Annotated in this window: 21 protein-coding genes and 2 pseudogenes; 12 read left to right on the top strand and 11 right to left on the bottom strand. The window is 69.9% G+C overall.

What is annotated here, in order from left to right:
• On the bottom strand, nt 1-780 hold a 780-nt coding region (locus X946_RS22255), incomplete at its 3' end, for a heavy-metal-associated domain-containing protein (RefSeq protein ID WP_038752156.1).
• A gap of 577 nt (nt 781-1357) precedes the next feature.
• Here X946_RS22255 and X946_RS22260 point away from each other — a divergent pair.
• The 4 genes and pseudogenes from X946_RS22260 to X946_RS22270 form a co-directional block, all read left to right on the top strand.
• Nucleotides 1358-2242: pseudogene (locus X946_RS22260) on the top strand (lysozyme inhibitor LprI family protein); the annotation flags it as partial.
• 431 nt (nt 2243-2673) lie between these two features.
• Complete coding sequence (locus X946_RS22265; RefSeq protein ID WP_038752162.1) at nt 2674-4110, top strand: DUF1254 domain-containing protein; 1437 nt, start codon at nt 2674-2676, stop codon at nt 4108-4110.
• Nucleotides 4107-4265, top strand: a complete 159-nt coding sequence (locus X946_RS35230) for a transcriptional regulator (protein ID WP_161788684.1) — start codon at nt 4107-4109, stop codon at nt 4263-4265. The genes X946_RS22265 and X946_RS35230 overlap by 4 nt, the downstream gene beginning before the upstream one ends.
• Nucleotides 4265-8248, top strand: coding sequence for a DUF748 domain-containing protein (locus X946_RS22270; protein ID WP_038752165.1), 3984 nt, complete (start codon nt 4265-4267; stop codon nt 8246-8248). Before X946_RS35230 ends, X946_RS22270 begins: the two co-directional genes overlap by 1 nt.
• Nucleotides 8249-8378: 130 nt before the next feature.
• Here the strand turns inward: X946_RS22270 and X946_RS22275 are convergent, their stop codons facing one another.
• From X946_RS22275 to X946_RS22295, 4 genes are all read right to left on the bottom strand, one after another.
• Nucleotides 8379-8600, bottom strand: a complete 222-nt coding sequence (locus tag X946_RS22275; RefSeq protein WP_038752168.1) for a hypothetical protein — start codon at nt 8598-8600, stop codon at nt 8379-8381.
• A gap of 257 nt (nt 8601-8857) precedes the next feature.
• A complete protein-coding gene (locus X946_RS22280) occupies nt 8858-10519 on the bottom strand; it encodes an alkaline phosphatase family protein (RefSeq protein WP_038752171.1) in 1662 nt (553 codons plus the stop codon).
• 694 nt (nt 10520-11213) lie between these two features.
• A complete protein-coding gene (locus X946_RS22290) occupies nt 11214-11603 on the bottom strand; it encodes a VOC family protein (protein WP_038752177.1) in 390 nt (129 codons plus the stop codon).
• A 127-nt stretch (nt 11604-11730) separates the two neighbouring features.
• Entirely contained in the window at nt 11731-12021 is a 291-nt protein-coding gene (locus tag X946_RS22295; protein WP_200886447.1) for a hypothetical protein, read from the bottom strand.
• Nucleotides 12022-12589: 568 nt separating this feature from the next.
• Between X946_RS22295 and X946_RS22300 the strand changes: the two genes are divergently transcribed.
• The 3 genes from X946_RS22300 to X946_RS22310 all read left to right on the top strand — a co-directional run bounded on the left by X946_RS22300 (nt 12590) and on the right by X946_RS22310 (nt 14888).
• The gene (locus X946_RS22300; protein WP_081989950.1) at nt 12590-13660 is read left to right on the top strand and encodes a phytoene/squalene synthase family protein; all 1071 of its coding nucleotides are present in this window, start codon (nt 12590-12592) and stop codon (nt 13658-13660) included.
• Between the two features lie 206 nt (nt 13661-13866).
• Entirely contained in the window at nt 13867-14385 is a 519-nt protein-coding gene (locus X946_RS22305; protein ID WP_231752111.1) for an ASCH domain-containing protein, read from the top strand.
• 308 nt (nt 14386-14693) lie between these two features.
• A complete protein-coding gene (locus X946_RS22310; RefSeq protein WP_009914210.1) occupies nt 14694-14888 on the top strand; it encodes a YqaE/Pmp3 family membrane protein in 195 nt (64 codons plus the stop codon).
• Between the two features lie 404 nt (nt 14889-15292).
• Here X946_RS22310 and X946_RS35765 read toward each other — a convergent pair whose 3' ends face one another.
• Genes X946_RS35765 through X946_RS22320 form a run of 3 tightly spaced genes read right to left on the bottom strand, consistent with a single transcriptional unit; the run spans nt 15293 to nt 17890 of the window.
• Nucleotides 15293-15463 (bottom strand): hypothetical protein, encoded by a 171-nt coding sequence (locus X946_RS35765; RefSeq protein WP_162836177.1) that lies wholly within the window; start codon nt 15461-15463, stop codon nt 15293-15295.
• Nucleotides 15435-16442: a cytochrome d ubiquinol oxidase subunit II gene (gene cydB, locus X946_RS22315; protein ID WP_038752184.1), complete on the bottom strand. Its 1008-nt coding sequence runs from the start codon at nt 16440-16442 to the stop codon at nt 15435-15437. Before cydB ends, X946_RS35765 begins: the two co-directional genes overlap by 29 nt.
• A gap of 35 nt (nt 16443-16477) precedes the next feature.
• A complete protein-coding gene (locus X946_RS22320) occupies nt 16478-17890 on the bottom strand; it encodes a cytochrome ubiquinol oxidase subunit I (RefSeq protein WP_038752187.1) in 1413 nt (470 codons plus the stop codon).
• A gap of 287 nt (nt 17891-18177) precedes the next feature.
• Here X946_RS22320 and X946_RS22325 point away from each other — a divergent pair.
• Nucleotides 18178-18575: pseudogene (locus tag X946_RS22325) on the top strand (hypothetical protein); the annotation flags it as partial.
• Between the two features lie 263 nt (nt 18576-18838).
• Nucleotides 18839-19852: a low-specificity L-threonine aldolase gene (gene ltaE, locus X946_RS22330; RefSeq protein ID WP_038752190.1), complete on the top strand. Its 1014-nt coding sequence runs from the start codon at nt 18839-18841 to the stop codon at nt 19850-19852.
• Here the strand turns inward: ltaE and X946_RS22335 are convergent.
• Nucleotides 19821-20792: an HTH-type transcriptional regulator ArgP gene (locus X946_RS22335; protein ID WP_038752193.1), complete on the bottom strand. Its 972-nt coding sequence runs from the start codon at nt 20790-20792 to the stop codon at nt 19821-19823. The two genes, ltaE and X946_RS22335, sit on opposite strands and share 32 nt — an antisense overlap.
• A gap of 176 nt (nt 20793-20968) precedes the next feature.
• Between X946_RS22335 and X946_RS22340 the strand changes: the two genes are divergently transcribed.
• The gene (locus X946_RS22340; protein WP_038752195.1) at nt 20969-23101 is read left to right on the top strand and encodes a penicillin-binding protein 1A; all 2133 of its coding nucleotides are present in this window, start codon (nt 20969-20971) and stop codon (nt 23099-23101) included.
• 12 nt (nt 23102-23113) lie between these two features.
• Nucleotides 23114-23722 (top strand): trimeric intracellular cation channel family protein, encoded by a 609-nt coding sequence (locus tag X946_RS22345; RefSeq protein ID WP_038752199.1) that lies wholly within the window; start codon nt 23114-23116, stop codon nt 23720-23722.
• Between the two features lie 27 nt (nt 23723-23749).
• Here the strand turns inward: X946_RS22345 and X946_RS22350 are convergent, their stop codons facing one another.
• Nucleotides 23750-24568, bottom strand: a complete 819-nt coding sequence (locus X946_RS22350; RefSeq protein ID WP_038752239.1) for a heme ABC transporter ATP-binding protein — start codon at nt 24566-24568, stop codon at nt 23750-23752.
• Between X946_RS22350 and X946_RS35515 the strand changes: the two genes are divergently transcribed.
• Nucleotides 24515-24655 carry a hypothetical protein gene (locus tag X946_RS35515; protein ID WP_162483269.1) on the top strand — a complete coding sequence of 47 codons (141 nt, stop codon included), beginning with the start codon at nt 24515-24517 and terminating at the stop codon, nt 24653-24655. The two genes, X946_RS22350 and X946_RS35515, sit on opposite strands and share 54 nt — an antisense overlap.
• Nucleotides 24656-24715: 60 nt before the next feature.
• Here the strand turns inward: X946_RS35515 and X946_RS22355 are convergent, their stop codons facing one another.
• Complete coding sequence (locus tag X946_RS22355) at nt 24716-25840, bottom strand: FecCD family ABC transporter permease (protein WP_038752202.1); 1125 nt, start codon at nt 25838-25840, stop codon at nt 24716-24718.
• Nucleotides 25841-25911: the final 71 nt, after the last annotated feature.

Raw genomic sequence — 25911 nt, forward strand, 5'->3', positions numbered from 1 at the left:
CTCGGTGGCGAGGTTGACCGTCGCGCGGGTGACGCCGGGAATGTGCGACAGCGCTTTTTCGACGCGGCCGGCGCATGACGCGCACGTCATGCCGTCGATGTCGAATTCGAACGTCTTGGCCGCCGCGCCGTGCGTCGCGGGAGCGACGGTTGCAGTCGTTTCGTCGGTTGCGAGCGCCGTGGGCGACGCGGGCGAGTGCGCCGCGTCGTCGAGCAAGCATGCGGGCGGCGTCGGCGAAGCCTCCGCATGCGCGTTGCGCACCACGTCGGCGCGATACCCGGCCTGCTCGACGGCCGCGACGAGCGTTCGCGGATCGGCGTCGCGCGCGATGCCGACCGTCGCGCGCGCCGTCGCGAGATCCGCCGTCGCGGCCGTTACGCCGCGCACTTTCCGGAGCGCCTGCTCGACGCGTCGCGCGCAGCCGCCGCAAGTCATCCCGCCGACGGTCAGCGTCACGGTCGCCGTGCACGTCGCGATGGCGTCGCCGTCGCCTGCTTGCGCGCCTTCGCGTTGCGTATCCGCATCCCGGCGCGCGGCGGGGGGCGTTGCGACCGTCGCGCGGTATCCGGCGGCGCCGAGCGCGTCGATGAGGCGGGGCGCGTCGACGGCGGGCGTCGCGTCGACGGTCGCCGTGCCGGCGTCGAGGTCCACGGTCGCGCCGGTCACGCCCGGCACCCGGGCGAGCGCCTTCTCGACGCGCGCCGTGCAGCCGCCGCAATGCATGCCTTCGACGAACAGCGTCGTCGTGACCGATGGGGCGGGAACGAGCAGGTTTGTCATCTGCCATCCGATTCGATGAGGCGGACGATGCCGCCGATGACCCGAAGTATCAACTTTCCCATGATGGGAAGGTCAAGCGTGCGGTGGCGGGCCGATGACGGTCGCGCGGAGGCGTGCGGAGCGGGGCGATCTCGGCCGAGGACCGCCGCGCGGCGCTGCGGCGGACGTTCGGGCGGCGGGCGCGGCGCCGTGGCCTTGAGCGACGCCGCGGCGTTTGGCCGCGTATCGGCGGAGGCACGGGGACGGTCGGGACATTCGGCTTGGGTCTTGCTGCCTGCAACCGCCAACCGCCAACCGCCAACCGCCAACCGCCGACTGCCGACTGCCGACTGCCGACTGCCGACTGCCGACTGCCTACTGCCGACTGCCTACTGCCACTGCCCCTTGCGTGCCCACCGCTCCCAATGTGCCTAATTCGCCCAACGTGCTGAATGCCAACCGCCAACCGCGCCAAATTTCCCCGACGCACCCGCTCGCTGCCGTTGTCGCCACCACCGCTATATCCGTCATCACTACCGCTACCATTGCTAGCCGCTGCCGCTGCCGCTGCCACCGCCACCGCCACCGCCACCGAAGCGCACCTCGCGAACGTTCGCCGCATCGCCGAATCGAAGCACCGCAAGGAGGAACCATGTCGACGAATACGACACGACTGATGGCCGCGGCGCTCGGCGTCGCGCTGACGTTCGGCGCGCCGTTCGCGCGCGCCGCGAGCTTCGACTGCGCGCGCGCCGCGAGCGCCGCCGAACGCGCGATCTGCAAGACGCCCGCGCTCGGCGAGCTGGACGTCCGCATGGACGCGTACTACGAGATCCTGCGCAACGCACGTCCGGCCGACGAGGGAATGGCGTACCGCGAGTTCCGCGACGCGCTGCGCGACGAGCAGGAGCATTGGCGGCGGCGCGTGCGCGACGCATGCGGCGCGCGGACCGATTGCCTGACGAGTGCGTACACGGCGCGCATCGCCGCGCTGCGCGATGTCGCCGGCGAGCGGCTCGTGCTGCGAATGACGGGCGCGAACGCGTCGCCGCCCGGCGCCGCCGACGCGACTTACGTGATCGACGGCGAATCCGTCAAGCTGACGCGCGGCGAATCGGTGCAGGCGGCCGCGCCGGGCTCGGCGACGAAACGTGTGACGGCACTCGTCGCGCAGAGCGCACCGGCGACGGTCGCCGGCCGCGCGGTGACGGCCGTCCTGTTGAGCGACGATCCGGGCGGCAGCGGCCGATTCCTGTATGTCGCGACCGCGCAGCCGGACGGCGGCGGCGCGCCGGCCGTGCTGCTCGGCGATCGGCTGACGCCGGTGTCGGTGTCGATCGAGCGCGCGGCGACGGGCGGCGCGCTCGTCGTCGTCGAATATCTGGACCGCCCGGAGGGCGCGCCGTTCGCGCAGGCGCCGACGGTCAAGGTCGTGCGGCGCTTCATGCTCGAGCGAGGCCGGCTCGCCGAGCGGCGCGGCTAGCCGCGTGCGCGGCCGGCGCGCACGGACCGGCGCGCATGCGAGGCTCACGTCATTCGGGCATTCGACTTGCGGCGCATGGGCGGCCGATTCCACCCGAACCGCGATGCGCCGCCGCCTATCGTTGATCGTCGGCCGCAACGCGCCGCCGCCCATCCGCTTTCCGCTGCCGCAATCCCAAATAGTGACCACGCGCCGCCGCAACCGTGCCGCCATCGCGCCGCGCCCCGTCTCGCGCCGCGCCGAATCGCCCTATTGTGCGATCAGGCATTGTTTTTGCCGGTGCGACGAGAGTACGATACTGCCGATCAAAAAATAAAGAGCTGATCAAGCAACAGCCGGCCGGCACGCACGCTACGAGGAAACCACCGCGCCCTACGCGCCGGCCGCCGATCAACACGCGCGGCCCTGCCGCGCGTTCGCCGTGCCACCGAATGACAACAAACCGACGAGAATCCGCTGTTTCTCTGCGGCGCGCTTGCGCGTCGCTTGCCGCGCTGGCGCTGCTCGCCGCCTGCACGTCGACGCCCGAGGCGATCCAGCGCAAGACGGGCTGGATGCGCAGCGAGGTCGCGGATTCCTATATCTACGCTTACCCGCTCGTGCTGATGGACGCCGCGAAGGAGGCCGCGACGGCCGACGGCGCGCCGGGCGGCACGCCCGTCAACACGCTGCGCCACGCGCAGGCGCTGCCCGCGCCGGGCTCGGCGAATCCGCCGCTCGCGAGCGTCGACCTGCTCGATTCGTCCGCCTGGCTCGACGTCGCCGACGAGCCGGTCGTCGTCGTGCTGCCCGACACGCGCGGCCGCTATTTCGACGCCCGCGCGCTCGACATGTGGACCAACGTGCTGTGGTCGACCGGCCCGTCGGCGAATCCGCGCTCGGGCGTGAGCCGCGCGCGCGCGGTCGCGTTCGTCGGCGCCGGCTGGGAAGGCGCGCTGCCCGAAGGCGTCACGCGCGTCGACGTGCCCGCGCGCAACGCCTGGCTCGACGTGCGGATTCAGACGAGCGGCGGGCGCGATCTCACCGCCGCCAAGAAGCTGCAGCGCGCGATCCGCGTCGTGCCGCTGTCCGTCTACACGGGCGATGCGCGCGGCGCGTCGCGCGCGGTGCACGCGGGCGCGGCGTCCGCCGATCCGGCGTCGGAGGCCGCTTCGCCCGTTGCGCGGGTCGCGGCGCTCGATCCGCCCGCGTTCTTCTCGCGCGTCGCGCGCGCGTTGCAGGACAACCCGCCGCCCGCCGCCGACGCGCACGCGCAGGAAATCCTCGCCGACATCGGCGTGACGGCGGGCGCGCCCGTGCAATGGAAGGGCGACAAGCTGATCGGCGCGGAGAACGGCGCGGCCGAGGCGCGCGAGCGGCTCGCCGCGCTGCCGCCGAACGTGCTGGCCGCGAACGGCTGGAACTGGCTCGGCGACAGCGCCGGCCGCTACGGCCAGGACTACGCGCTGCGCGCGTACGCGGCGTCGACCCAATTCGGCGCGGCGACGCGCGACGACGAAACCGTCGCCGTCGTGAAGACCGACAGCGCGGGCCGGCCGCTCAACGGCGCGAATCGCTATGTGATCCGCTTCGCGCCGAACGCGTTGCCGCCCGCGCGCGCATTCTGGTCGCTCACGCCGTACACGCCGGACGGCGCGCTGCCCGATCTCGGCCGCGCGCGCCGCTCGATCGGCGAGCGCGACCGGCTGCGCCGCAACCGCGACGGCTCGCTCGAGATCGTCGTGTCCGCGACGCCGCCCGGCAAGGGCTACGCGTCGAACTGGCTGCCCGCGCCGCGCGCCGATTTCGCGCTCGCGCTGCGGCTCTACGCGCCGAAGCGGCAAGCCGCCGACGGCACCTGGCAGCCGCCCGCCGTCGTTCGCAAGTGAACGTTCGCGCGCGCCGTCCGGTCATAAGGCCGGGCGCTGCGCGCGCCGACGCCCGTCTCCCACGCTGCGTCGCGAAAGGCGCAGCGCCTATACTGGCGAAAGCCGGACGCTCCCGTCCCGATTTCCTCGCGGCCGTTCCCACGGCGATTCAGTAATGGCATTCAACAAAGAAACCGTCCAATCGACCTTGCAGAAGCTCGGCGCGGCCGCCCGGTCGCGTCGCGCGAAGCGCGCCGGCATCGGCGTGCTGATTTTTCTCGCCGTGTTCGGGCTGCTGGGCTTCTTCGCGGCGCCGCCGCTGATCCGACACGTCGCCGAGCAGCAGCTGAGCCAGCAGCTCGACCGTCCCGCGACGATCGCGCGCATTGCATTCAATCCTTACACGCTGCGGCTCGAGGCCGACGGCGTCCATGTCGGCGAGCGCGGCGGGCAGGGCGATTTCGTCGACATCGGCAAGCTCGTCGTGCGCGCGTCGTGGTCCTCGCTCGCGCGCCTCGCGCCGATCGTCGACGAAGTGCGGCTCGATCAGCCGCGCCTGCGGATCGTTCGCTACGACGCGCAGCGCTTCAACTTCACCGATCTGGTCGACAAGTTCTCGAAGCCTTCGCCACAGCCGTCGACGAAGCCGGCGCGCTTCTCGGTGTCGAACATCCAGGTCAACGACGGCCGCATCGATTTCGACGACCGGGTGCTGAACGCGAAGCACGTCGTCGACCAATGGTCGCTCGGCGTGCCGTTCATCGCGACGCTGCCGTCGAAGACCGGCATCTTCGTCGAGCCGAAGCTGCGCGCGCGCCTCGACGGCAGCCCGATCGCGCTCGACGGCAAGACGAAGCCGTTCGCGCAGTCGCGCGAATCGTCGATCAACCTGAAGTTCGACGGCCTCGACGTGCCGCGGCTGCTGTCCTATGCGCCGACGAAGCTGCCCGTCGACGTGCGCTCGGGCAAGCTGTCGAGCGACCTCGACGTCAATTTCTCGATGGCGGGCGAGACGCCGTCGCTGCGCGTGTCGGGCACGGTCGATCTGAACGACGCGCAGGTGACGAGCCCCGCGAACGAGCCGCTCTTCGCCGCGCATGCGGTGCACGTGGCGGCCGCGCAGCTCGAGCCGCTGCGCAACGTGCTGCATTTCGACGACATCCGGATCGATCAGCCGGTGGTGTCACTCGCGCGCGACAAGGCGGGCGCGCTGAACGTGATGAAGCTGGCGGGCGGCCCGGCGGGCGCGCCGGCCGCGGCGAGCGCCGCCGCGGCCTCGTCGTCGGCGGCTGCGGCAAAATCCGCGGCGGCATCGGCATCGGCATCGGCATCGGCAGTGGCTTCAGTTTCAGCGGGGGCTTCAGCTTCGTCCGACCCGGCCGCTTCGGCGTCGTCCGCATCCGGCGCGGCTGCATCGGCCGCCGCGCCGGGTCCGGCCGCGTCGAGCGCGGCGAGCGCCGACAAGGAAAAGGCGCAGCCGCTCGACCTGACGATCAAGCGCTTCGCGATCAACGACGGCCAGTTGAACCTGAACGACGCGTCGCTCGCGACGCCCGCCGCGATCTCGCTCACGCACGTCGCGACGACGCTCGCCGATTTCACGCTGGCGGGCAAGACGCCCGCGCGCTACACGCTCGCGACCGACGTCGCGAGCGGCGGCTCGCTGAAGGCCGAAGGCGCGTTCAGCCTCGCCGCGCGGCAGGCCGGCACGAAGCTCGTCGTCGACGCGCTCGCGCTGCCGGTGGTGCAGCCGTACCTCGCCGGCGCGACGTCCGCACGCGTGCTCGACGGCGCGCTCAGCACGTCGATCAACGCGAAGGCGGACTGGTCGAAGACGCCGCTCGACGCGCAGGTGAGCGACAGCGAGCTCGGCCTGAAGTCGCTGAAGATCGCGCTGCCGAACGCGAAGACGCCGGCCGTCGCGTTGCCCGACGCCAGCGTGAAGGTGACGAAGATCGACTTGGCCGCGCGCACCGCCGAGATCGCGAGCGTCGACGCGACGGGCCTCGCGCTCGACGTCGCGCGCCTGCAGAACGGCCAGATCGATCTCGCGTCACTCGTGGGCGAAAGCGGCAAGGCGGCGGGCGCGCGTGCCGCCGCGCGCGGCGCGCAGCCCGCCGCGCCCGCGTGGCGCTACCGGATCGACGAGCTGAACGTGAAGGACGCGAAGGCGAACTTCACCGACCGCTCGACGCCGCGCCCCGTGAAGCTCGCGTTCGCGCCGCTCGCGCTGAACGTCAAGCAGATCAGCGAGGACTTGTCGAAGCCGCTGCCCGTCAGGCTGACGACGACGCTGAACCGCAAGGGCTCGCTCGACGTGTCGGGCAACGTGACGGGCTCGCCGCTGAAGGTCGGCCTGAAGCTGAACGGCAACCGGCTCGACGCGGCCGCGTTCGAGCCGTACTTCGGCAGCATGCTGAACGCGACGGTCGCGAGCGCGCTCCTGAACGCGAAGGGCGATTTGAGCGTCGAGCAGGCGAAGCAGTCGATGAAGGCGTCGTATCGCGGCGACGCGGCGCTCGTCGACGTGCGGATGCTCGACAAGGTGACGTCCGATCCGTTCGCCGGCTGGCGCTCGCTCGCGCTCGCGAACCTGAAGGCGAACTACGACGACGTGCGCGGCACCGACGTCGAGGCGTCGCGCGTGACGTTCTCGAACTTTTACGGCCGCGTGCTGCTCGACGCGCAAGGCAAGCTGAACCTGCGCGAGGTCGTCGCGAAGGAAAGCGGGCCCGCGCAGTCGCTCACGCGTGACGCGAGCGGCAAGGAGCCGGTGCCGCTCACGCCGCAGGCGGCGCCGGAAGTGAAGGCGGCCGTCGCGGCGTCGGCGCTCGAGCCGGCGTCGGCGCCGATGCTCGCGTCGGCGGCTGCATCGGCGCCGGCCGCACCGGCCGCGGGCGCGTCGGCCGCCGCGGCAGCGCCCGCGTCGGGCACCGCCGTCGTGCGCGCGGCCGCGCCGCCGCAGCATCCGGTGCGGCTGCATTTCGGCCAACTGCTGTTGCAAAGCGGCCGCGTCACGTACACCGATAACTTCATCAAGCCGAACTACACGGCGAACCTCGTCGCGATCAAGGGCACGGTCGGCGCGTTCGGCACCGATTCGACGACGCCCGCGCCCGTCGACATCGCCGCGAATCTGGCGGCGAACGGCCCGATCACGATCAAGGGGACGGTGAATCCGCTGATCGAGAAGCCGGCGCTCGACCTGACCGCGACCGCGCACGACATCGAGCTGACCAACCTCACGCCGTACTCGGCGAAGTACGCGGGCTATCCGATCACGAAGGGCAAGCTGAACGTCGATCTGCACTACAAGCTCGACAACGATCAGCTGAGCGCGAACAACCACATCTTCATCGATCAGCTGACGTTCGGCGAGCACGTCGAGAACGACACGGCGACGAAGCTGCCCGTGCGGCTCGCGATCGCGCTCCTGAAGAACTCGCGCGGCGAGATCGACGTGAACGTTCCGGTGTCCGGATCGTTGTCGAACCCGGAGTTCAGCGTCGGCAGCCTGATCTGGCGCGCGGTGCTGAACCTGATCGCGAAGGCCGTCACGTCGCCGTTCACGCTGCTCGCGCACGCGTTCGGCGGCGACGGCGAGGAGCTCGGCTACGTCGAGTTCGAGCCGGGCCTGGCGACGCTGTCCGACGCGTCGCAGAAGAAGCTCGACACGATCTCGAAGATGCTCGCCGAGAAGCCGTCGATCCGCCTCGACCTGATCGGCCGCGTCGATCCGGACAAGGATCTGCCCGGCCTGCGCGCCGCGTACGTCGAGCGGCTCGTCAGGCAGCAGAAGCTGAGGGACGTGGTCGGCCAGGGCGAGAGCGTCGATCCGAGGGCGGTGAAGGTCGATCCCGCGGAATACACGAAGTACCTGACGAAGGCCTACAAGGCCGCCGACTTCAAGAAGCCGCGCAACATGATCGGCTTGACGAAGACGCTGCCCGACGACGACATGAAAAAGGCGCTCGCGGATCACGCGAGCGTCGACGATTCGAGCCTGCGCACGCTCGCGCAGGACCGCGCGGAGGCGGTTCGCCAGTATCTGGAGGGCAAGGTCGATTCGAGCCGGATGTTCATCGTCGCACCGAAGCTCGACGCGAAGGGCATCGAGGACAAGGGGGCGACGACGCGCGTCGATTTCGGCCTGAAGTGACGGCGCGCGACGCCGGCGCGATGCGCGCGGGCGGCGTCGATTCGACGAAGGCGGTGCGGCTCGGTGCGCGCCGCCTTTTTTGTTGCCGCCGTGCTCGCGCGCGGCCCTCGCGCGCGGCGGGCGCGCCGCGTCAGCGCGTCGCCGCGACCGGATCTCGCTTGTCGCGCTCCTTGCGCGCGGCGAGCGGAATGCGCGGATCGTCCCATTCGGTCAGCCACTCGACTTCCTTCGCGGTGAACACCTGACCGTAGTTGCGCAGCGTGTACTGCAGCGCGTCGATGATGTGATGACGAATGATCTCGGGCGTGCGCGCGTCGTCGAGCACGCATCGGAAGGCTTCCAGCGTGGCCATCGTGATGCTCCGGATAAGGACGATCTTCTTATCGCATGACAATAGTCCGCAGCCAACCTCGAAAAAAAATCGCCCGGCGGGCCGGACGTGCGGGCGTCGCGGCGGGCGTCGGGCGGCAAGCCGCCGCAGTGGGCGGGCGGCGGACGCGCTGATGTGCGCAGCGCGGTGTTCGGATTAGACGAACCGGGTGGTTCGGATCGGGCGGGCGCGCCGGCCGCCTGCGGCGGCGGCCGGCGCGCCCGCGCCGCTCCGCGCTGTCAGCGATCGAGGCCGAGGCCCGGCAGCACGCGCGTGCCTTCGAGCGCGACCGCGTGCAGCAGGCGCGGCTCGAGGCCGAGCGAGCGCAGGATCGTCGGCGCGACTTGCGTCGTCAGCACCGGCGCGTCGATCGTGCGGCCCTGATGGAAGCCCGCGTACGACACGACGAGGCCGAGATGGCTGTCGTCCGGCGCGTTGCCGCCGTGCTCTTCATCCTTCTTCTTGCTCGACGTGTAGATCACGCCCGGGTTCGGTTGCACGACGATGTCGGGCGTGCGGCCCTGCGCCGGATTGCCGAAGCGCTCGGCGACGCTCGCGCCGGACAGGATGTACGCTTGCGGGCCGTCCGCGCAGATCCCCGGCGCGTTGCAGCCGAGGTTCGCCTTCAGCTTCGCGACGACCGCGTTCAACTGGCTCTGGTCGCGCAGCCAGACGAGGCCGACGTCGTCGGTCTGCACGAAGCCCGTGCCGACGAGGCCCGTGCCGTCGTTCAGGTTGCCCGACGCCGTGTTGTTCTGGCCGAAGTTGCCGTTCGGGTCGAGGAAGTTGTTCGCCTCGAGGAGCGCCGTCAGCGTGTCGCCGTTCTTCACGAGCTTCGTGTGATCGGCCGGCGACTGGCCGTGCTTCGCGGTGACGATCACGACGGTCGAATCGTACAGGCCGCGCTGCTTGAGCTCGGAGACGATGCGGCCGAGCGAGCCGTCGACGTACGCGATCGCGTTCGCGACATCCGGCCCCGGCGTGAAGCTCGCGTCGAGATAGCCGCCGCCCGATGCGACGGTCGCCTTCTGCGCGACCGACAGCGTCTGGAAGTTCGTGCCGAACACGGTCGGCACGGGCGCGGCCGCGGTGCCCGTGGAGTTCTTGCCGTCGATCTGGTTGACGATCGCCTGCACGTGATAGTTGTCGAACTTCTCGGTGTGCGTGTAGATGTCGGTGTAGTTGCTGTTCGTCGCCGGATCGATCGAGTTGATCTCGGTGCGCGCGAGGTCGTCGACGCCCTTGCCCGACGGGCCGTTCACCCAGTCGTAGCCCCACGCGTGCTTGTCCGCCCAAGCGGTGTGCGAGCCGCGGATGTGCTCCTTGACGACTTCGAACAGCGTATTCGTCTTCACGTAATTGTGCGGGTAGACGCTCATGCACTGGCCGTTCACGCGCGCATGCGGGATCGCCTGCGGGTTGAATGCGCCGCCGCCGTCGAGATGCGTGAGCGCGCCGCCGTTCTGCGCGTCGATGCCGGTGGTCTCGTCGAACACGACGTTCCAGCCTTGCTTGCCCGAGCACGTCGTATCCGACGGCGCGTACAGCGTGCGGTCGTACGACACGTCGTAGAAGAGGCCCGCGCTCTTCGGCGAGCCGCCCGTCACGAGCGCGGCGAGGCCCGGGAACGAATCCGACAGGCCCGGCGTGTGCGCGTTCGTGTACGTGACGCCCGATTTCGCGAGCAGCGCGAGGTTCGGGCACGTGTTCGCGCCGACGCAGCGCGCGAGGTCCTGCTCGTGCAGGCCGTCGACGCTGATGAGCAGCACGTGCTTCGCGTCGAGAGGGCGGCGATCGTGATCACGATCCTGCGCGGTGGCGGCCGAAGCCGCGCTCGCGAACGCGAGCGCGCCGGCGCCGAGCCACGCGCCGATTTCGAAGGACTTACTGTTGAGTTTCATCGTTGACCTCGTCGTTAGGACTGGCATACCCACACCCGGGGCTGCAATCTGCACGCGGATTGCGAACGTGTCGTGACGCGCCGCTTTCGTTTGTCTGTCGACGCGCGGCACGACGCGCGGCGCAAGCGAGACGGGCAGGGCGGCGAAGTTGTGAGAATTTGTTTCCGGGCGGGCGGCGCATCGGCGGCCGGGAGGGCGTTCGGGATCGGTGCAATGGGGCGCGGCGGCGCATTCGAGCGCGCGGGCCGATGTGCCCGGGGAGATCGCGTCGCGCACGCCCGCTCTTTGCGACGAGCGGGCGGCCGTTCAGCGCCCGACGGATGCGGCTCGCGCCGGGCGTCGTCAGGGATCGGACGAGCGATCGATTGCGAAGGATGCTTGATCGATCGCGGCGGATGCGCCGCGACGCATGCGAAACTTCGTGTCGCGAGGCGCTTTCGGCGCGTTGTTCGTCGAGGTCATTGCATCGGGGCCGATCGGGAATCCGCGGCATTGCGGCGAAGCGGCGCGCGGCCGGCGCATCCGGCGCATCCGTCGCAGACGGAGAACGGCGAACTATGTCACCGGGATGGATGCGTGCGCAACGATCGCATGTCGCGCGTCGCGCCTCTTGCGCCGATGTCGCGCAGCACGATGCCCGGCGCACCGCACGACGCAACGCGCGCCGCGCGCAAACGCGATCGCGCGCGAGCGCTCAGCTCGGCTGCGAGTTTTGCAGGACGATCCGGTAGCCGTCCGGATCTTCAAACGTCACGCCTTCGCGATCCCAGTACGGATTTTCCGAAGGGAGCGGCACGGCGCCGTATGCACGCATGCGCTCGACGGCCTCGGTCCATGCGCCGCGATCGGGCAGATAGAAGACGAGCAGATGCTCGGCGGTCGGTGCGCGCGCAACCGTCACGCCATGCTGATGCGTGAATTCGATTTGCCACGGATAGCCGGCGCGGCCGACGATCGCGCCGTCGAAGCCTTCGTGATTCTCGAAGCGGGCGACGACGTCGAAGCCGAGCGCCTTTGTGTAGAAGCGGACGAGCGAGTCGATGTCGTTGGTCGGTCGGGCAACGCGCAGGACGGGTGGATTCATCACGGCACTCCTGTATTAGAGGATTCGACGAGAGCAAGGATGCGGAGCTGCGTTTTCAGCATAGGTCGAAAATGCGCCGCGGGCCCTGCATGACGTCACCGTGCGCGTCGCGCGACGCTCGCGGCGTTTACTTCGCGGTTTCGTCGAGGCCGCGCTGCAACAGTTCGGTCAACAATCCGGTCATCCCGTCCGGATGCGCTGCGGCCCGCTCGTTCAGGTGCGCGACGAGTTCGATGTTGAGCTTGCAGGCGAACGGCACCAGGCCCTGCGCCAGTTCGAGCCTGCGCCGCTCGCGGCGGTCGGGCGCAGCTTCGGAGCCCTTGCCGAAGCGCGCGGATGTCGACTGCTTCATCGCGTGCGTCAGCTTCAACGCCTTGTTTTTTTCGAGATCGGTTTTCTTCATGGCCATTGCGTTCACCTCTTGCGGGAAAGGATGCGATTGTACGCATTGCCGCGCGGCGCGGATATCGATTGCGGCCTCGTCGGGAGCTGCGTTGAGCGGATGCCGCGTGCGATGCGGCGGCGCGCTCCGGGCGCGGATGGGTGGCCTCGGGGTGGCGGCTCCGGTGCGTTCTTGCAGACGGGCGTGCGCGGCGTTGTGCGGGAACGTCGTTGCGACGATGGGCGCTGCGGCCTATCCTTCGCGTCGCTGCCGGAATTCGTTTCCGACAGTCGAACGCCCGCGACTCTGAGTTCGTCTGCGGCAAGCCGCGAACCGCGAACCGCGAACCGCGAGCCGCGAGCCGCGAGCCGCGAACCGCGAACCGCGAACCACGAACCACGAACCACGAACCACGGACTGATAACCGAGAACCGAGAACCGCAATCGGCGAACCGCAATCGGCGAACCGCAAGCGCTGAGCCGCGCGCCGCGCGCCGTAATCCGTGAGCCACGCACCGCGCGCCGATCGGCACGCACCGCCCGCTGTCCGCGAATCGCCCGGCGAGCCACGCGCGTTTGCCGATACAATGCGGCAGCAAATCGTATGACCGACCTGATCCGATCCATGGGCAATCCCTCCCGGGCCTTTCTGCTGGGCCCTCTGCTGAAGGGCGTCTCGCGCTCCTTCTATCTGACGCTGCGCGTGCTGCCGGAAGGCATGCGCGACCCGATCGGCCTCGCGTACCTGCTCGCGCGCGCGGCCGACACGATCGCCGACACGTCGCTGATCCCGCCCGCGCAGCGGCTCGAACTGCTGCTGTCGCTGCGCGCGCAGGTGAACGGCACGCCCGATCCGGGCGCGCTCGCGCGGATCGCGGGCGAAGTCGCGGGGCAGCAGATGCAGTCGGACGAGAAGACGCTGCTCGAATCGCTCGGCCCCGCGCTCGCGGTGCTGTCGCAACTGAGCGCGCCTGATCGCGATGCGGTGCGCGGCGTCGTGACGACGCTCACCGAAGGGATGGAGTTCGATCTGTGCACGTTCCCGGACGAATCGTCGGGGCGGATCGCCGCGCTGCGCGAATGGCCGGAGCTCGATCGCTACACGTATCTCGTCGCCGGCTGCGTCGGCGAGTTCTGGACGAAGATGACGTGCGCGCATTTGCCCGGCCTGCTGACCGAGCGCGAGGACACGATGGCCGCGCGCGGAATCCGCTTCGGCAAGGCGCTGCAGATGACCAACGTGCTGCGCGATTGCGGGAAGGATCTGCGGATCGGCCGCTGCTACCTGCCGCAGGCGATGCTCGACGAATACGGTTTGCGCGCGGGCGATCTGCTGCGGCCGGACGCGTCGCTGCGCGCGCGGGCGCTGATGCATGCGCTCGTGCGCAGGGCGCTCGAGCATTTTCGCGCGGGCATCGATTACACGTTCGCGATTCCGCGCCGCGCGCCGCGCTTGCGGCTCGCCTGCCTGTGGCCGATCGTGATCGGGCTGAAGACGCTGGCGCTGCTCGCGTCGAACGATGCGTGGCTCGATCCGGCGCGCGCGTCGAAGGTGCGGCGCGGCGATGTCTACCGGATCATCGCGTATTCGCTGCCGCTCGCGATGTCGAACGGGGCGCTGCGTGCGTGGCTCGACCGGCTGGTCGCGGATGTCGAGGCGCGGCTCGTGGCGTGAGGGCCGGCGCTCGCGCGAGCGCGTCCATGCTCGCGCTTCGCATCGCGCAACGAGAAAGAAGAGGGGGCGCGTGTTGCCGATTTTCAGCGTTCCGCAGCGGGTCTTGCTCGTTGCCCCGTCGCCTCGTTGCCCCGTCGCAGCTTGCCCGGTCCGTCCGCCGAACGTCGGTTCAACGCTCAGGCCCGGGCATTCGTTTCGCACCTGTCATGCAATCGCATGCGATTCATGACGCCACATCGCGTCTCGCCTCATTCATGCCCGATACGCCCGCACTGCCCGAGTTGATTGCAGCGTTAAGCGAACGCGGAATCGACTTGTCCGGAGCCAACGTTCGAAATGGCGGCTATGGCGACTCGGAGGAGTCGTCCGCCATGCTCATTGCATTGATAGCGGCTAGGGTGAAGCGCTGCACGTCCAGCCTGCTGTGGTCGTGGGAATTTGACGGCGAACGCCTGCCGCGGGAAGGGGACATCGAAATCGTTCTGGATTTTCGCAATCGTCCCGTTCTGCTGCTACGGACGACGAAAGTCGAGATCGTGCCGTTCGAGAAAGTCTCCGGCGAGTTCGCGGCGGCAGAAGGAGAAGGCGACCGCTCGCTCGAATGCTGGCGCGTGGAGCACTGGCGGTTCTTCGGCAAGGAGTGTGAGCGCATAGGGCGGCAGCCTGTCGCGTCAATGCCGCTCGTTTGCGAGACATTCGATGTGATCGCCGATTTGGGGCGATAAGCGCGATTCGATTGCCGCGGGCCCGCAGGCAGACATGCGCCGGGTGGTTTCCATGGATCGTCGTTTCCGACCGAACACGGGCGATTTGCCCCGTGTCCTCGCGCGATCCGCGATGCGCCCTTTTAAGGACCGTTTAATTCCGAGTCTGCTATAACGATCGCGCGGCGGCCTCGCACGCTGGGCGGCCGCGCGAACGGCGGGCGATTCGGCGAACCGCGTTGCGCGTGCGACTTGAAATCCGGCGCCGAATCGCCACCTATGCGCCGATCGACTTCGATCATCGGCAATCCGACCAAGAGGAAATCACGATGCGTCTTCTGCTCGCCTTGCTGCTGCCCTGGCTGCAGTTCTTCACGATCGGCCGCCCGTTCGCGGGCATCATCTGCCTGATCCTGCAAATCACGTTGATCGGCTGGCTGCCCGCCGCGATCTGGTCGGTGTACGCGCTCAGCCAGTACAAGACCGACAAGAAGATCGAGGAGGCGCTCGGCCGGCGTTCGTGATCGCGCGGCGTGCGCGTTTTCGCGCATTGTCGCGAGGCGGAGTGCATAGCTTGGACAGCCGATAGGGCGGACGCGGCGCGCAATTTTCCGGCGCGTCGCGCCCGCCGCATCGTCATGTCACGGCTTCGATCGTCGATTGCACCGACGTTGCGCGATATGGTCGTCGCGGCGCATCGCGCGGCGGCGCGTTTATCGCGCGCTTATCGCGGCGGCATCGTTGTGGAAGCGCTTTGCATGGCGTCACCGCGTTGCATTGAGGCGCGGTGCGGCGGCGACGCATCACGGCAAGCATCGCCGCCGCGCTGCCTCGCAGCCCGAACGAGCCGCACGATGCCCGATGCACGACGCACGACGCACGACGCACGATGCCGCATCGCGCGGCGTCCTCTCATTTCCGCTCCCGCTCACTTCACGGCGAACAGCGTCGCATACATGAACAGCTTGAACGCATAACCGAGCGTCACCGCGCCGGCGACGCCGCCCATCCACAGCAGTCCGAACCACATCCAGCCCGGCAGCCGCGTGCCGCGCGCGGCGGCGTGCGCTTCAGTGGTGGTAGTAATGCTGGTCTTCATGGCGGACCTTTCCACGGAACACCCAATAACCCATCGTCGTGTACGCGAGGATGATCGGGATGATGACGGCCGCGCCGATCAGCGTGAACATCTGGCTCGAACGCGGCGCGGCGGCTTCCCACAGCGTCACGCTTTGCGGAATCGCATACGGCCACAAGCTCACGAGCAGACCGACGTAGCCGAGGAACACGAGCGCGAGCGCGAGCACGAACGGCACGGTGTCGTGGCGCTCGCGCACCGCGCGGCGCATCAGCACCGCGCAGCCGGCGACGAGGAACGGCACCGGCAGCAGGCGCCAGAACAGGCCCGACGCGAACCAGCGCTGCGCGATGCTCGGGTCCTGCAGCGGCGTCCACAGGCTCACGACCGCGATGAAGCCGAGCAGCACGACGGTGAGCGGCCACACGACGCGATGCAGGCGGCGCTGCAGATCGCCTTCCGTCTTCGCGACGAGCCAGCAACAGCCGAGCAGCGCATAGGTTGCGATGAGGCCCAAGCCCGTCAGCAGGCTGAACGGCGTGAGCCAGCCGAACGCGTCGCCGGCAAAGCGGCCGCCGTCGACCGGAATGCCCTGCAGGAACGCGCCGAGCGCCACGCCCTGGAAGAACGTCGCGCCCGTCGAGCCGCCGATGAACGCGAGATCCCACAGGTGCTTCGTGCGGCGCGCCTTCGCGCGGATCTCGAACGACACGCCGCGAAAGATCAGGCACACGAGCATGAACACGAGCGGCAGATAAAGCGCCGAGAGCACGGTCGAATAGACGATCGGGAACACCGCGAAGAGCCCCGCGCCGCCGAGCACGAGCCACGTCTCGTTGCCGTCCCACACGGGCGCGACGGTGTTCATCATCAGGTCCCGCTCCTTTTCGGCGGGAAAGAACGGAAACACGATGCCGATGCCCAGATCGAAGCCGTCGAGCACGACGTACATGAACAGGCCGAGTGCGATGATCGCGGCCCAGATTACGGTGACATCCATTTGCTAACCTCGCTTGGCTTTTTGGCGCGCCGGCTTCACGCGGCGTCGATCAACTGGTTCGCGGCCGACAGCGGGCGGCGGGCGGTGCGGTCGGCTCGCGCGTCGTGCGCGTCGTCGGGCGTGTCGCCCGGCAGCGCGGGGCCCTTCTTCATCAGCTTCAGCATGTAGTACGCGCCCGTGCCGAACACGAGGAAGTAGACGACGACGAACGTCATCAGCGATACGCTGACCTGCTGCGTCGACAGCGGCGACACCGCGTGCGACGTGCGCATCACGCCGTACACGACCCACGGCTGGCGGCCCACTTCGGTCGTCACCCAGCCGGCGAGCAGCGAGACGAAGCCCGTCGGGCCCATCGCGAGCGCGAACTGGTGGAACCATTTCGCTTCGTAGAGGCGCCCGCGCCGGCGCAGCAGCCACGCGGCGGCGGCGAGGCCGATCATCGCGAAGCCGAGCCCGACCATCACGCGGAAGCTCCAGAACACGACGGTCGAATTCGGGCGATCCTCGGGCGGGAACGACTTCAGCCCGCGGATCTCGCCGTCCCAGCTATGCGTGAGGATCAGGCTGCCGAGGTGCGGGATCGACACCGCGTAGCGCGTCGTTTCCGCCTTCATGTCGGGGATGCCGAACAGGTTCAATGCGGTGCCGCTCTGCTCGGTTTCCCACAGGCCCTCGATCGCGGCGAGCTTCGCGGGCTGGTGGCGGAGCGTGTTGATGCCGTGCTGGTCGCCGATCACGGCCTGCAGCGGCGCGAGCACGAGCAAGAGCCACAGCGACATCGAGAACATCTTCTTCACGGCCTTGTCGCGGCGGCCCTTCAGCAGGTGCCACGCGGCCGTCGCGGCGACGACGAGCGCGGCGACGATGAACGCCGCGAGCGCCATGTGCGCGAGCCGGTACGGAAACGACGGGTTGAAGATGATCGCGAACCAGTCGGTCGGCACGACCTGGCCGTCGACGATCTCGAAGCCCTGCGGCGTCTGCATCCAGCTGTTCGACGCGAGAATCCAGAACGTCGAGATGATCGTGCCGATCGCGACCATCAGCGTCGCGCCGAAGTGCGCGCGCGGGCTCACGCGGTTCCAGCCGAACAGCATGATGCCGAGGAAGCCCGCTTCGAGGAAGAATGCGGTCATCACTTCGTACATCAGCAGCGGGCCGGTGACGGAGCCGGCGAAGCTCGAGAAGCCGGACCAGTTCGTGCCGAACTGATAGGCCATCACGACGCCGGACACGACACCCATGCCGAACGCGACGGCGAAGATCTTCGACCAGAAGAGGCAAAGGTTTTTGTAGTACGCCTTGCTGGTCTTGAGCCATCGGTATTCGAGCACGGCGATGAAGCTCGCGAGCCCGATGCTCAGCGCGGGAAAGACGATATGGAAGGAGACGGTGAATGCGAACTGCACGCGGGCCAGATCGAGGGCCGAAATAGCGGTTTCCATGCGGGTAGACCGAAGCTGACGACACCCGCCGGCGGGGCTGCCGGCGGCCCCTGCGCCGCGCGTGCAAGGCCGCGGCTGAAGAGTCGGTTCGGAGTATGGCGCTGCATGTTGCGGTGCGAAATGCGCCAACTCGTCGCAGATGTCCAGCGCCGCCGCGCGGTTGGTCGACTTAAATCGTTGATTGGTATCAAGTTTGAAGCGCTTTTGTGTGATAGCGCGGGGCGCGTCGGGTTGACGCGCCTGCGGCAATTGACCGCGCTGCGATTGCGCGGCCGGCGCGGCGCGAGCGCGCTGACGACGCGAACTGCCGGCAGTTCGCGTTCGGGCAGGTGGGCGGCGTGAGCGCGAGCCAGGCATCGACGGCGAGCGCGCTCGGCAGCGCGGCGCTCGGCACGGCGCTCGGCGCGGCGGCGGGCGCGGCACGGCGCTCGGCGCGGGAGCCGGCCTTCTCGCGGGCGGCGTGGTTGGCGCGGGCACCGCGCAGGGCTCGGCGTACGAAGTGCAGCGCCGCTACGACTATGCGTACATGCAATGCATGTACGCGGCGGGCGACCGCGTGCCGGTGCCGGGCGGCGCGCGGCGCGGCGGTTATGGCTACGGAGGCTACGGAGGCGGCGGCTACGCGCCGGACGCGCCGCCGCCGCCGCCCGGCATGCCGCCGCCACCGCCGCCGGGTGCGTACTGAGCGGCGTGCGGCGGGATCTGAGCGGCTCCGGCCGTCGGCATGCGCTGCCTGCCGGAGGTCGCGCCGGGCGCGGCGGCGCCACGGCTCGGCGGGCGAGAAGGCCGGCTCTCGCGCCGACCTCGCCGCGCCGGTCGTTCGTTCGCCGCACGCCGTTTCGCGCCGCCGCGCTCAGCGGCGCGCGGACGATTTGCGTACACTCGGAGTTTCGCTTCGCCGCGCGCGAGCGCCGGCGCTTCTTCGACGAGACTCCGACGGGAACCCAGATGATCGATTTACGCAGCGATACCGTGACGCGCCCGAGCGCGCCGATGCTGGCCGCGATGACGGCCGCCGAAGTGGGCGACGACGTGTGGGGCGACGATCCGACCGTCGCGCGTCTGCAGGCCGCCGTCGCGGAGCGCGCGGGCAAGGAGGCGGCGCTGTTCTTTCCGAGCGGCACGCAGAGCAATCTCGCCGCGCTGATGTCGCATTGCGAGCGCGGCGACGAGTACATCGTCGGCCAGGCCGCGCACACGTACAAGTACGAAGGCGGCGGCGCGGCGGTGCTCGGCAGCATCCAGCCGCAGCCGATCGAGAACGCCGCTGACGGCACGCTGCCGCTCGAGAAGATCGCGGCCGCGATCAAGCCGATCGACGATCACTTCGCCCGCTCACGCCTCTTCGCGCTCGAGAACACGATCGGCGGCAAGGTGTTGCCCGCGGGCTACGTCGACGAAGCGGTCGCGCTCGCGCGCAGCCGCGGGCTCTCGACGCATCTCGACGGCGCGCGCGTGTGCAACGCGGCCGTCGCGTCGGGCCGCCCGATCGCCGAGCTGTGCGCGCCGTTCGATTCGATTTCGATCTGCTTTTCGAAGGGGCTCGGCGCGCCGGTCGGCTCGGTGCTCGTCGGCAGCCGCGCGCTGATCGACCGCGCGCACCGCTGGCGCAAGGTGCTCGGCGGCGGCATGCGGCAGGCGGGTGTGCTCGCGGCCGCGTGCCTGTATGCGCTCGAGCACAACGTCGAGCGCCTCGCCGACGATCACGCGAACGCCGAGCGCCTCGCGCAGGGGCTCGCGCGGATCGAGCCGGTGAAGGTGCTGTCGCAGGCGACGAACATGGTGTTCGCGCAGATCCCCGAGGCCGATTGCGCGCCGCTCGAAGCGTGGCTGAAGGAGCGCGGCATCCTCACGCAGATGCTGTATTCGTCGCGCTTCGTCACGCACTGCGACGTGTCGCGCGACGACATCGACACGGCCGTCGCCGCGATCAGCGCGTACTTCGCGCGTTCGCGCGCCTGACGGACGCGGGCCGCGCGGTCGCGGCGGCCGTCGCCCCGGCGGCGTGCGGCGGCGCGAGCAGTTGCCGCGCGGCCTCGACGACCCGCGACGACAGCGATTCCATCTTCGGCGACTGCACCGTCCACGCGTGCCAGTACAGCGACACGTCGGTCGAATGCGCGGGCGCGAGATCGACGAGCCCTTGCTCGGCGGGCGAGCCGGGGCCGAGCAGCAGCTCGGGCACCATCGCATAGCCGAGCCCGTGCCGCACGGCCGCGAAGTGCGCGTGCGTGCCCGGCACGTAATGGCACGGAAACGCGCCGTCCGGCAGGCCGAGCTTGTCCCTCAGAAACGACGACTGCAGCGTGTCGCGCCGGCCGTGCGCGACGACGGGCGCGTCGCGCGCGCTCTCGCGCGTCAGGCCGTGCGGAAACCAGCGCGCGGCGAATTCCCGCGCGGCGATCAGCCGGTAGCGCATCGTGCCGAGCGGCTTCGCGAAGCAGCCGCGCATCGGCTTGCTCTGCGTCGTCACGCAGCCGATCGCCATCCCGCTTTCGAGCAGCGCGAACGTGTGATCCTGATCCTCGACGATCAGCTCGAACAGCATCCGCTCGCCCGCGAGCACCGACGTCAGCGCGGGCAGGAACCACGACCCGAGGCTGTCCGAATTGAGCGCGATCGCAACCGCGATCGTCGAGCCGCGCTCCGCGTCGAGATCGGCCTGCAGATCCGCCTGCAACAGCGCCATGCGGCGCAGGTGCTGCAGCACGCGCTGGCCGGCGGCCGTCGGCCGGCACGGCCGCGTGCGCAGCAGGAGCGGCGCGCCGAGGCTCGTCTCGAGCGCGCGCACGCGCTGCGTGACGGCCGACGCGGTCACGTGCAGCCGGGCCGCCGCCTGCTCGAAGCTGCCGGTATCGGCAACGGCGACGAGCGCCGCCGCCTGTTTCGGATCGATCGTCATCTATGAATCGCGTTGCGCCGGCGAAACCGGCTTCCTAAATAAAATTTAGCGTAATCAACTTAAGCTAAATATTGTACCGATGTCTGTGTCCTCCCCGGACAATGCGCGCGTGCGCATCGTGCACTGCAACATTCGCACGACGCCGCACGCCGCATCTGCAAAGGAAGGATTTCGACATGACCGATTACACGCCGAACACGTCGCGGCAGGCCGCGCCGACGCCACCGCAGGAGCCCGCGCCGCGGCGCCGCCGCTATTTCCGCACGCTCGCGGGCCTCGTGCTCGGCGCGGCGATCGCGGGCGGCGCGGTCGGCACGTGGACGCTGCAGCGCATCTGGACGCAGTTGCCGTCCGTCGAGCCGCTCTCCGTCTACCGGCCGGCGCTGCCGCTGCGGATCTTTTCGCGCGACGGCGAGTTGCTCGCCGAATACGGCGTCGAGCGCCGCGAGTTCGTGCCGCTCGAACGCATCCCGCCGCTCGTGCGCCACGCGCTGCTCGCCGCCGAGGACGCGCAGTTCTACACGCACGGCGCGGTCGACATCGGCGGCCTCGCGCGCGCGACGTTCGCGAACGTCGTCACCGGCCAGCCGGGGCAGGGCGGCAGCACGATCACGATGCAAGTCGCGCGCAATTTCTTTCTCACGCGCGACAAGGTGCTGAGCCGCAAGCTCGCCGAGATCCTGATGTCGTACAAGCTCGAGCGCGCGTACAGCAAGGACAAGCTGCTCGAGCTGTACATGAACGAGATCTATCTCGGCGAGCGCGCGTACGGATTCGCGGCCGCCGCGTCGGTCTACTTCGGCAAGCCGCTCGATGCGCTCACGCCCGGCGAGGCGGCCGTGCTCGCCGGCTTGCCGAAGGCGCCGTCCGCGTTCAATCCGGTCGTCAATCCGGCGCGCGCGACGACGCGCCGCAACTACGTGCTCGGCCGCATGCGCGCGCTCGGGTATCTCGACGAAGCCGCATACCGGCAGGCCGCCGGCGCGCCGATCGCGCTCGCGACCACGCCGCCGCCCGGCATCGTCGCCGCGCCGTACGTCGCGGAGCGCGCGCGGCGGATGATGGTCGAGCGTTTTCATGACGATGCATATACGCTCGGCCTCGACGTGACGACGACGATCGCGATGCGCGATCAGCGCGCGGCCGAGGCGGCGCTCGCGCGCGGCCTCACGCGCGGCGGCCGGCGCGACGCGAAGGACGCGCTCGAGGGCGCGCTCGTGTCGGTCGACGCGGCGACGGGCGACATCCTCGCGCTCGCGGGCGGCGCGGATTTCGCGCGCAATTCGTTCGACCACGCGCTGCAGGCGTACCGGCAGCCCGGCTCGAGCTTCAAGCCGTTCGTCTACTCGGCCGCGCTGGAAAAGGGCATGTTCCCCGGCGTGCTCGTCGACGACGCGCAACGCACGCTGTCGCGCGAGGAGACGGGCGCGAACCCGTGGCGGCCGCGCAATTTCGGCAACAACTACGAAGGCTTCATTCCGGTGCGGCGCGGGCTGATGCGCTCGAAGAACCTCGTCGCGGTCAGCCTGATGCAGGCCGCGCAGCCCGACTTCGTGCAGCAGCACGCGGCTCGCTTCGGCTTCGAGCCGCAACGCAATCCCGCGTCGCTGCCGCTCGCGCTCGGCGCGGGCGCGGCGACGCCGCTGCAGATCGCGAGCGCGTACGCGGTGTTCGCGAACGACGGCGTGCGCATGGAGCCGCGCCTGATCGAATCGGTCCGGCAGCGACACGGCGGCGTGCTGTTCGACGCGCAGCCGGCAACCGGCGTGCGCGTCATTTCGGAGCGCAACGCATTCGTGATGGACGACATGCTGCGCGACGTCGTGCGTCACGGCACCGCGCGCCGCGCGCTCGCGCTGAATCGTTCCGACGCGGCGGGCAAGACCGGCACGTCGAACGGCTCGAAGGACGTCTGGTTCGGCGGCTATTCGTCGGGCGTCGTGTCGGTCGTGTGGATGGGCTACGACGCGCCGCGCAGCCTCGGCCGCGCGACGGGCTCGTCGCTCGCGCTGCCTGTGTGGGTCGACTACATGAAGACCGCGATCGGCGGCCGCAAGGCGATCGACCGGACGCCGCCCGCGGACGTCGTGCTCGTCGACGGCGATTTCGTCTACGCCGAAGCCGCGAGCGGCAAGTGCACGCCGCCGCTGCCGCCGTTCGTTCGCAGCCCGTTCGCGTGCGACGCGGTGCGCCGTGCGCCGGCGGCCGCCGGCGCGCCGGCCGCCGCGCTGGCGGGCGCGTCGACGCCGCCCGCCGTCGACGCGGCTGAACGCGCGCGCGTGCTCGAACTGTTCCGCACGGAAGACTGACCGAGGGCACGCATGCATACGCTCTACCTGATCGCGATCGTCGCGGAAGCGATGTCGGGCGCGCTGATGGGCATGCAGCGCGGGATGGACCGCTTCGGCCTCGCGCTCGTCGGCGCGGTGACGGCGCTGGGCGGCGGCACCGTGCGCGACGTGCTGCTCGGCCGTTATCCGCTCACCTGGGTCGCGCATCCCGAATACCTGCTGCTGACGCTCGCGGCGGCGACCTTCGCATCGATGACGGCGACGCACGTCGCGCGGCTGAAATCGCTGTTCACCACGGTCGACGCGCTCGGGCTCGCGGCGTTCTCGATCATCGGCTGCGACGTGGCGGCGACCGTCAACGACAGCCCGGTCGTGATCGTGCTCGCGGGCGCGATCACCGGCGTTTGCGGCGGGATGCTGCGCGACCTGCTCTGCAACGAGATGCCGCTCGTGCTGCGCAAGGAGCTGTACGCGAGCATCGCGTTGCTGACGGGCGGGCTGTATGTCGGCATGACGACGATCGGCGTCGCGCAAGGCATCGCGACCGTCGTCGCGCTGATCGCGGGATTCTCGGTGCGGATGCTCGCCGTGCGCCGCGGCTGGCGGCTGAAGGCGTTTCACGCGGCGGACGCGGGCTGAGGCCCGCGCCGCATGCGCGCGGCCCGCTCATGCGGGCACGATGACGGGCGCGACGCCGTCGCCCGCGTCGACGAGGCGCACGCGAAAGCCGTAGCAACGCTCGATCGCATCGGGGCGCAATACGTCGGCGGGCGCGCCGTCGGCGACGATCGCGCCGTCCGCGAGCATCGCGATGCGATCCGCGTGGCGCGCGGCGAGATTCGGATCGTGGACGATCGTCAGCACGCCGATGTTCCAGTCGCGCGACAGGCGTCGGACCGTGTCGAGCAATTGATGCTGGTGCGCGAGATCGAGCGCGGCGGTCGGTTCGTCGAGCAGCAGGTAGCGCGGCGCGCGCGCTGCGTCGCCGGACGGCCAGAGCTGCGCGAGCACGCGCGCGAACTGCACGCGCGCGAGCTCGCCGCCCGACAGCGTCGTCACGTCGCGCGCGTCGAGCGCCGAAGCGCCCGCCAGCGCGAGCGCCTGTGACGCGATCTCGTTGTCCTCGCGCGCGGGCGCGCCGGTGCGGCGCGTGTGCGGATAGCGGCCGAGCAGCACGACGTCGAGCGCGCTGAACGCAAACGCGGGCTGCGACGCTTGCGGAAGCACGGCGCGCAGCCGCGCGAGACGCGGGGCGTCGATCCGGCCAAGCGGCTCGCCGTTCAGCGTGACGTCGCCGCGCACGGTCGCGCCGCGCGCGCCGCCGCCCGTCGACAAGTCGCCCGCGAGCACCTTGAGCAGCGTGCTCTTGCCTGCGCCGTTGCGCCCGAGCAGTGCGGTGACGCGGCCGGGCGCGATCCGGACCGACAGGTCGTGAAGGATCACGCCGCCGGCGCGTGCGACGTGAAGGCGATCGGCGATCAGCATGGCGTTCGATGCGGCGTCGAAGTGCGATTCGATATAGCCGATCGCAAAGCGGCGCGTAAATTCACCTTCGAGATCATATCGATGTGACAAATCGACCGGCGCGCGAAGAGGCGTGCGACATGCCGACCATGAAATCTCATGCACATCCTACGCCCCCAGTGCGCCGCGCCGCTTCCACAGCAGCGCGAGAAAGAACGGCGCGCCGATCAGCGCGGTCAGGATGCCGAGCGGAATCTCCGCCGGCGCGGCGAGCGTTCGCGCGGCGAGATCGGCGGTGACCGCGATCAGCGCGCCGAGGAGCGCCGCGCCCGGCATCGCGATCCGCTGATCGGGGCCGGCCGCGAGGCGCACGCAATGCGGCGCGACGAGCCCGATGAAGCCGATCGCGCCGGTGCACGACACGAGCGCGCCGACGCACATCGCGGTTCCGACGAGCACGCGCCGCTTCACGCGCTGCACCGGCACGCCAAGATGCAGCGCTTCGGTTTCGCCGAGTTGCAGCGCGTTCAGCGCGTGCCGCTCGCGCGCGAGCAGCGCGCAGCCGGCGAGCGCGAACGGCGCGACGGCGGCGATCGCGCGCCACTGCGCGCCGCCGACGCTGCCGAGGCTCCAGAACGTCAGCGAGCGCAATTGTGCGTCGTCGGCGACATACGTGAGTAGTCCGATCGCGGCGCCGGCGAGCGCGTTGATCGCGATGCCCGCGAGCAGCAGCAGCGGCAGCGCGAGCCGGCCGCGCGAGACGGCGAGCCGGTAGACGAGCGCCGCAACGGCGAGCGCGCCGCCGAATGCGGCGACGGGCAGGAAGCCGAGCGCAACCGGAGCGGCGGCGAGCGGGCCGAGCACGATCAACGCCGATGCGCCGAGCGCCGCGCCGCTTGATACGCCGATCAGGCCCGGATCGGCGAGCGGATTGCGAAACAGCGCCTGCATCGCGGCGCCCGCTGCGCCGAAGCCCGCGCCGACGAGCAGTGCGAGCACGACGCGCGGCGCACGGATGTCGAGCAGCACCGCGCGCGCCTGGCGCAGCGCGGCATCGCTCGCGAGCCGCGCATCGGTCGCGGCGAGCGCGTCGAGCAGTTGCGCGGGCGTGAGCCGGTACGCGCCGATGCAGAGCGCGGCGATCGACGCGGCGGCGAGTGCGGCGATCAACACGGCGAGCGTCCACGCCGCGCGCCGTCGGCGGAGCGCGGCGGCGATCGACGACGCGAACGTCGGCCTGTGCGCGGCGGTGCGCGCGGGGTCGACTGACGGAGAACGGGCGGCGATGGTCATCGTGAGATATCGAACCGGTGAGACGGCGAGCGCGTCGACGCGGGCGAGAAACGGCCGACGTCCGCCGCGTG

This window comes from Burkholderia sp. ABCPW 111 (genome assembly GCF_000773065.1).
GTDB classification, from domain to species: Bacteria; Pseudomonadota; Gammaproteobacteria; order Burkholderiales; family Burkholderiaceae; genus Burkholderia; species Burkholderia savannae.

What these genes read in the sequence shown, in the direction of transcription:
- X946_RS22350 (WP_038752239.1), bottom strand. Translation starts at nt 24,568, where the DNA reads ATGCTGATCGCCGATCGCCTTCACGTCGCACGCGCCGGCGGCGTGATC.
- X946_RS22310 (WP_009914210.1), top strand. Translation starts at nt 14,694, where the DNA reads ATGCGTCTTCTGCTCGCCTTGCTGCTGCCCTGGCTGCAGTTCTTCACG.
- X946_RS22335 (WP_038752193.1), bottom strand. Translation starts at nt 20,792, where the DNA reads ATGACGATCGATCCGAAACAGGCGGCGGCGCTCGTCGCCGTTGCCGAT.
- X946_RS22270 (WP_038752165.1), top strand. Translation starts at nt 4,265, where the DNA reads ATGGCATTCAACAAAGAAACCGTCCAATCGACCTTGCAGAAGCTCGGC.
- X946_RS22345 (WP_038752199.1), top strand. Translation starts at nt 23,114, where the DNA reads ATGCATACGCTCTACCTGATCGCGATCGTCGCGGAAGCGATGTCGGGC.
- X946_RS35765 (WP_162836177.1), bottom strand. Translation starts at nt 15,463, where the DNA reads ATGAAGACCAGCATTACTACCACCACTGAAGCGCACGCCGCCGCGCGC.
- X946_RS22300 (WP_081989950.1), top strand. Translation starts at nt 12,590, where the DNA reads ATGACCGACCTGATCCGATCCATGGGCAATCCCTCCCGGGCCTTTCTG.
- X946_RS22355 (WP_038752202.1), bottom strand. Translation starts at nt 25,840, where the DNA reads ATGACCATCGCCGCCCGTTCTCCGTCAGTCGACCCCGCGCGCACCGCC.
- ltaE (WP_038752190.1), top strand. Translation starts at nt 18,839, where the DNA reads ATGATCGATTTACGCAGCGATACCGTGACGCGCCCGAGCGCGCCGATG.
- X946_RS22320 (WP_038752187.1), bottom strand. Translation starts at nt 17,890, where the DNA reads ATGGAAACCGCTATTTCGGCCCTCGATCTGGCCCGCGTGCAGTTCGCA.
- X946_RS22265 (WP_038752162.1), top strand. Translation starts at nt 2,674, where the DNA reads ATGACAACAAACCGACGAGAATCCGCTGTTTCTCTGCGGCGCGCTTGC.
- cydB (WP_038752184.1), bottom strand. Translation starts at nt 16,442, where the DNA reads ATGGATGTCACCGTAATCTGGGCCGCGATCATCGCACTCGGCCTGTTC.
- X946_RS22340 (WP_038752195.1), top strand. Translation starts at nt 20,969, where the DNA reads ATGACCGATTACACGCCGAACACGTCGCGGCAGGCCGCGCCGACGCCA.
- X946_RS22290 (WP_038752177.1), bottom strand. Translation starts at nt 11,603, where the DNA reads ATGAATCCACCCGTCCTGCGCGTTGCCCGACCGACCAACGACATCGAC.
- X946_RS22280 (WP_038752171.1), bottom strand. Translation starts at nt 10,519, where the DNA reads ATGAAACTCAACAGTAAGTCCTTCGAAATCGGCGCGTGGCTCGGCGCC.
- X946_RS22275 (WP_038752168.1), bottom strand. Translation starts at nt 8,600, where the DNA reads ATGGCCACGCTGGAAGCCTTCCGATGCGTGCTCGACGACGCGCGCACG.
- X946_RS22305 (WP_231752111.1), top strand. Translation starts at nt 13,867, where the DNA reads ATGCAATCGCATGCGATTCATGACGCCACATCGCGTCTCGCCTCATTC.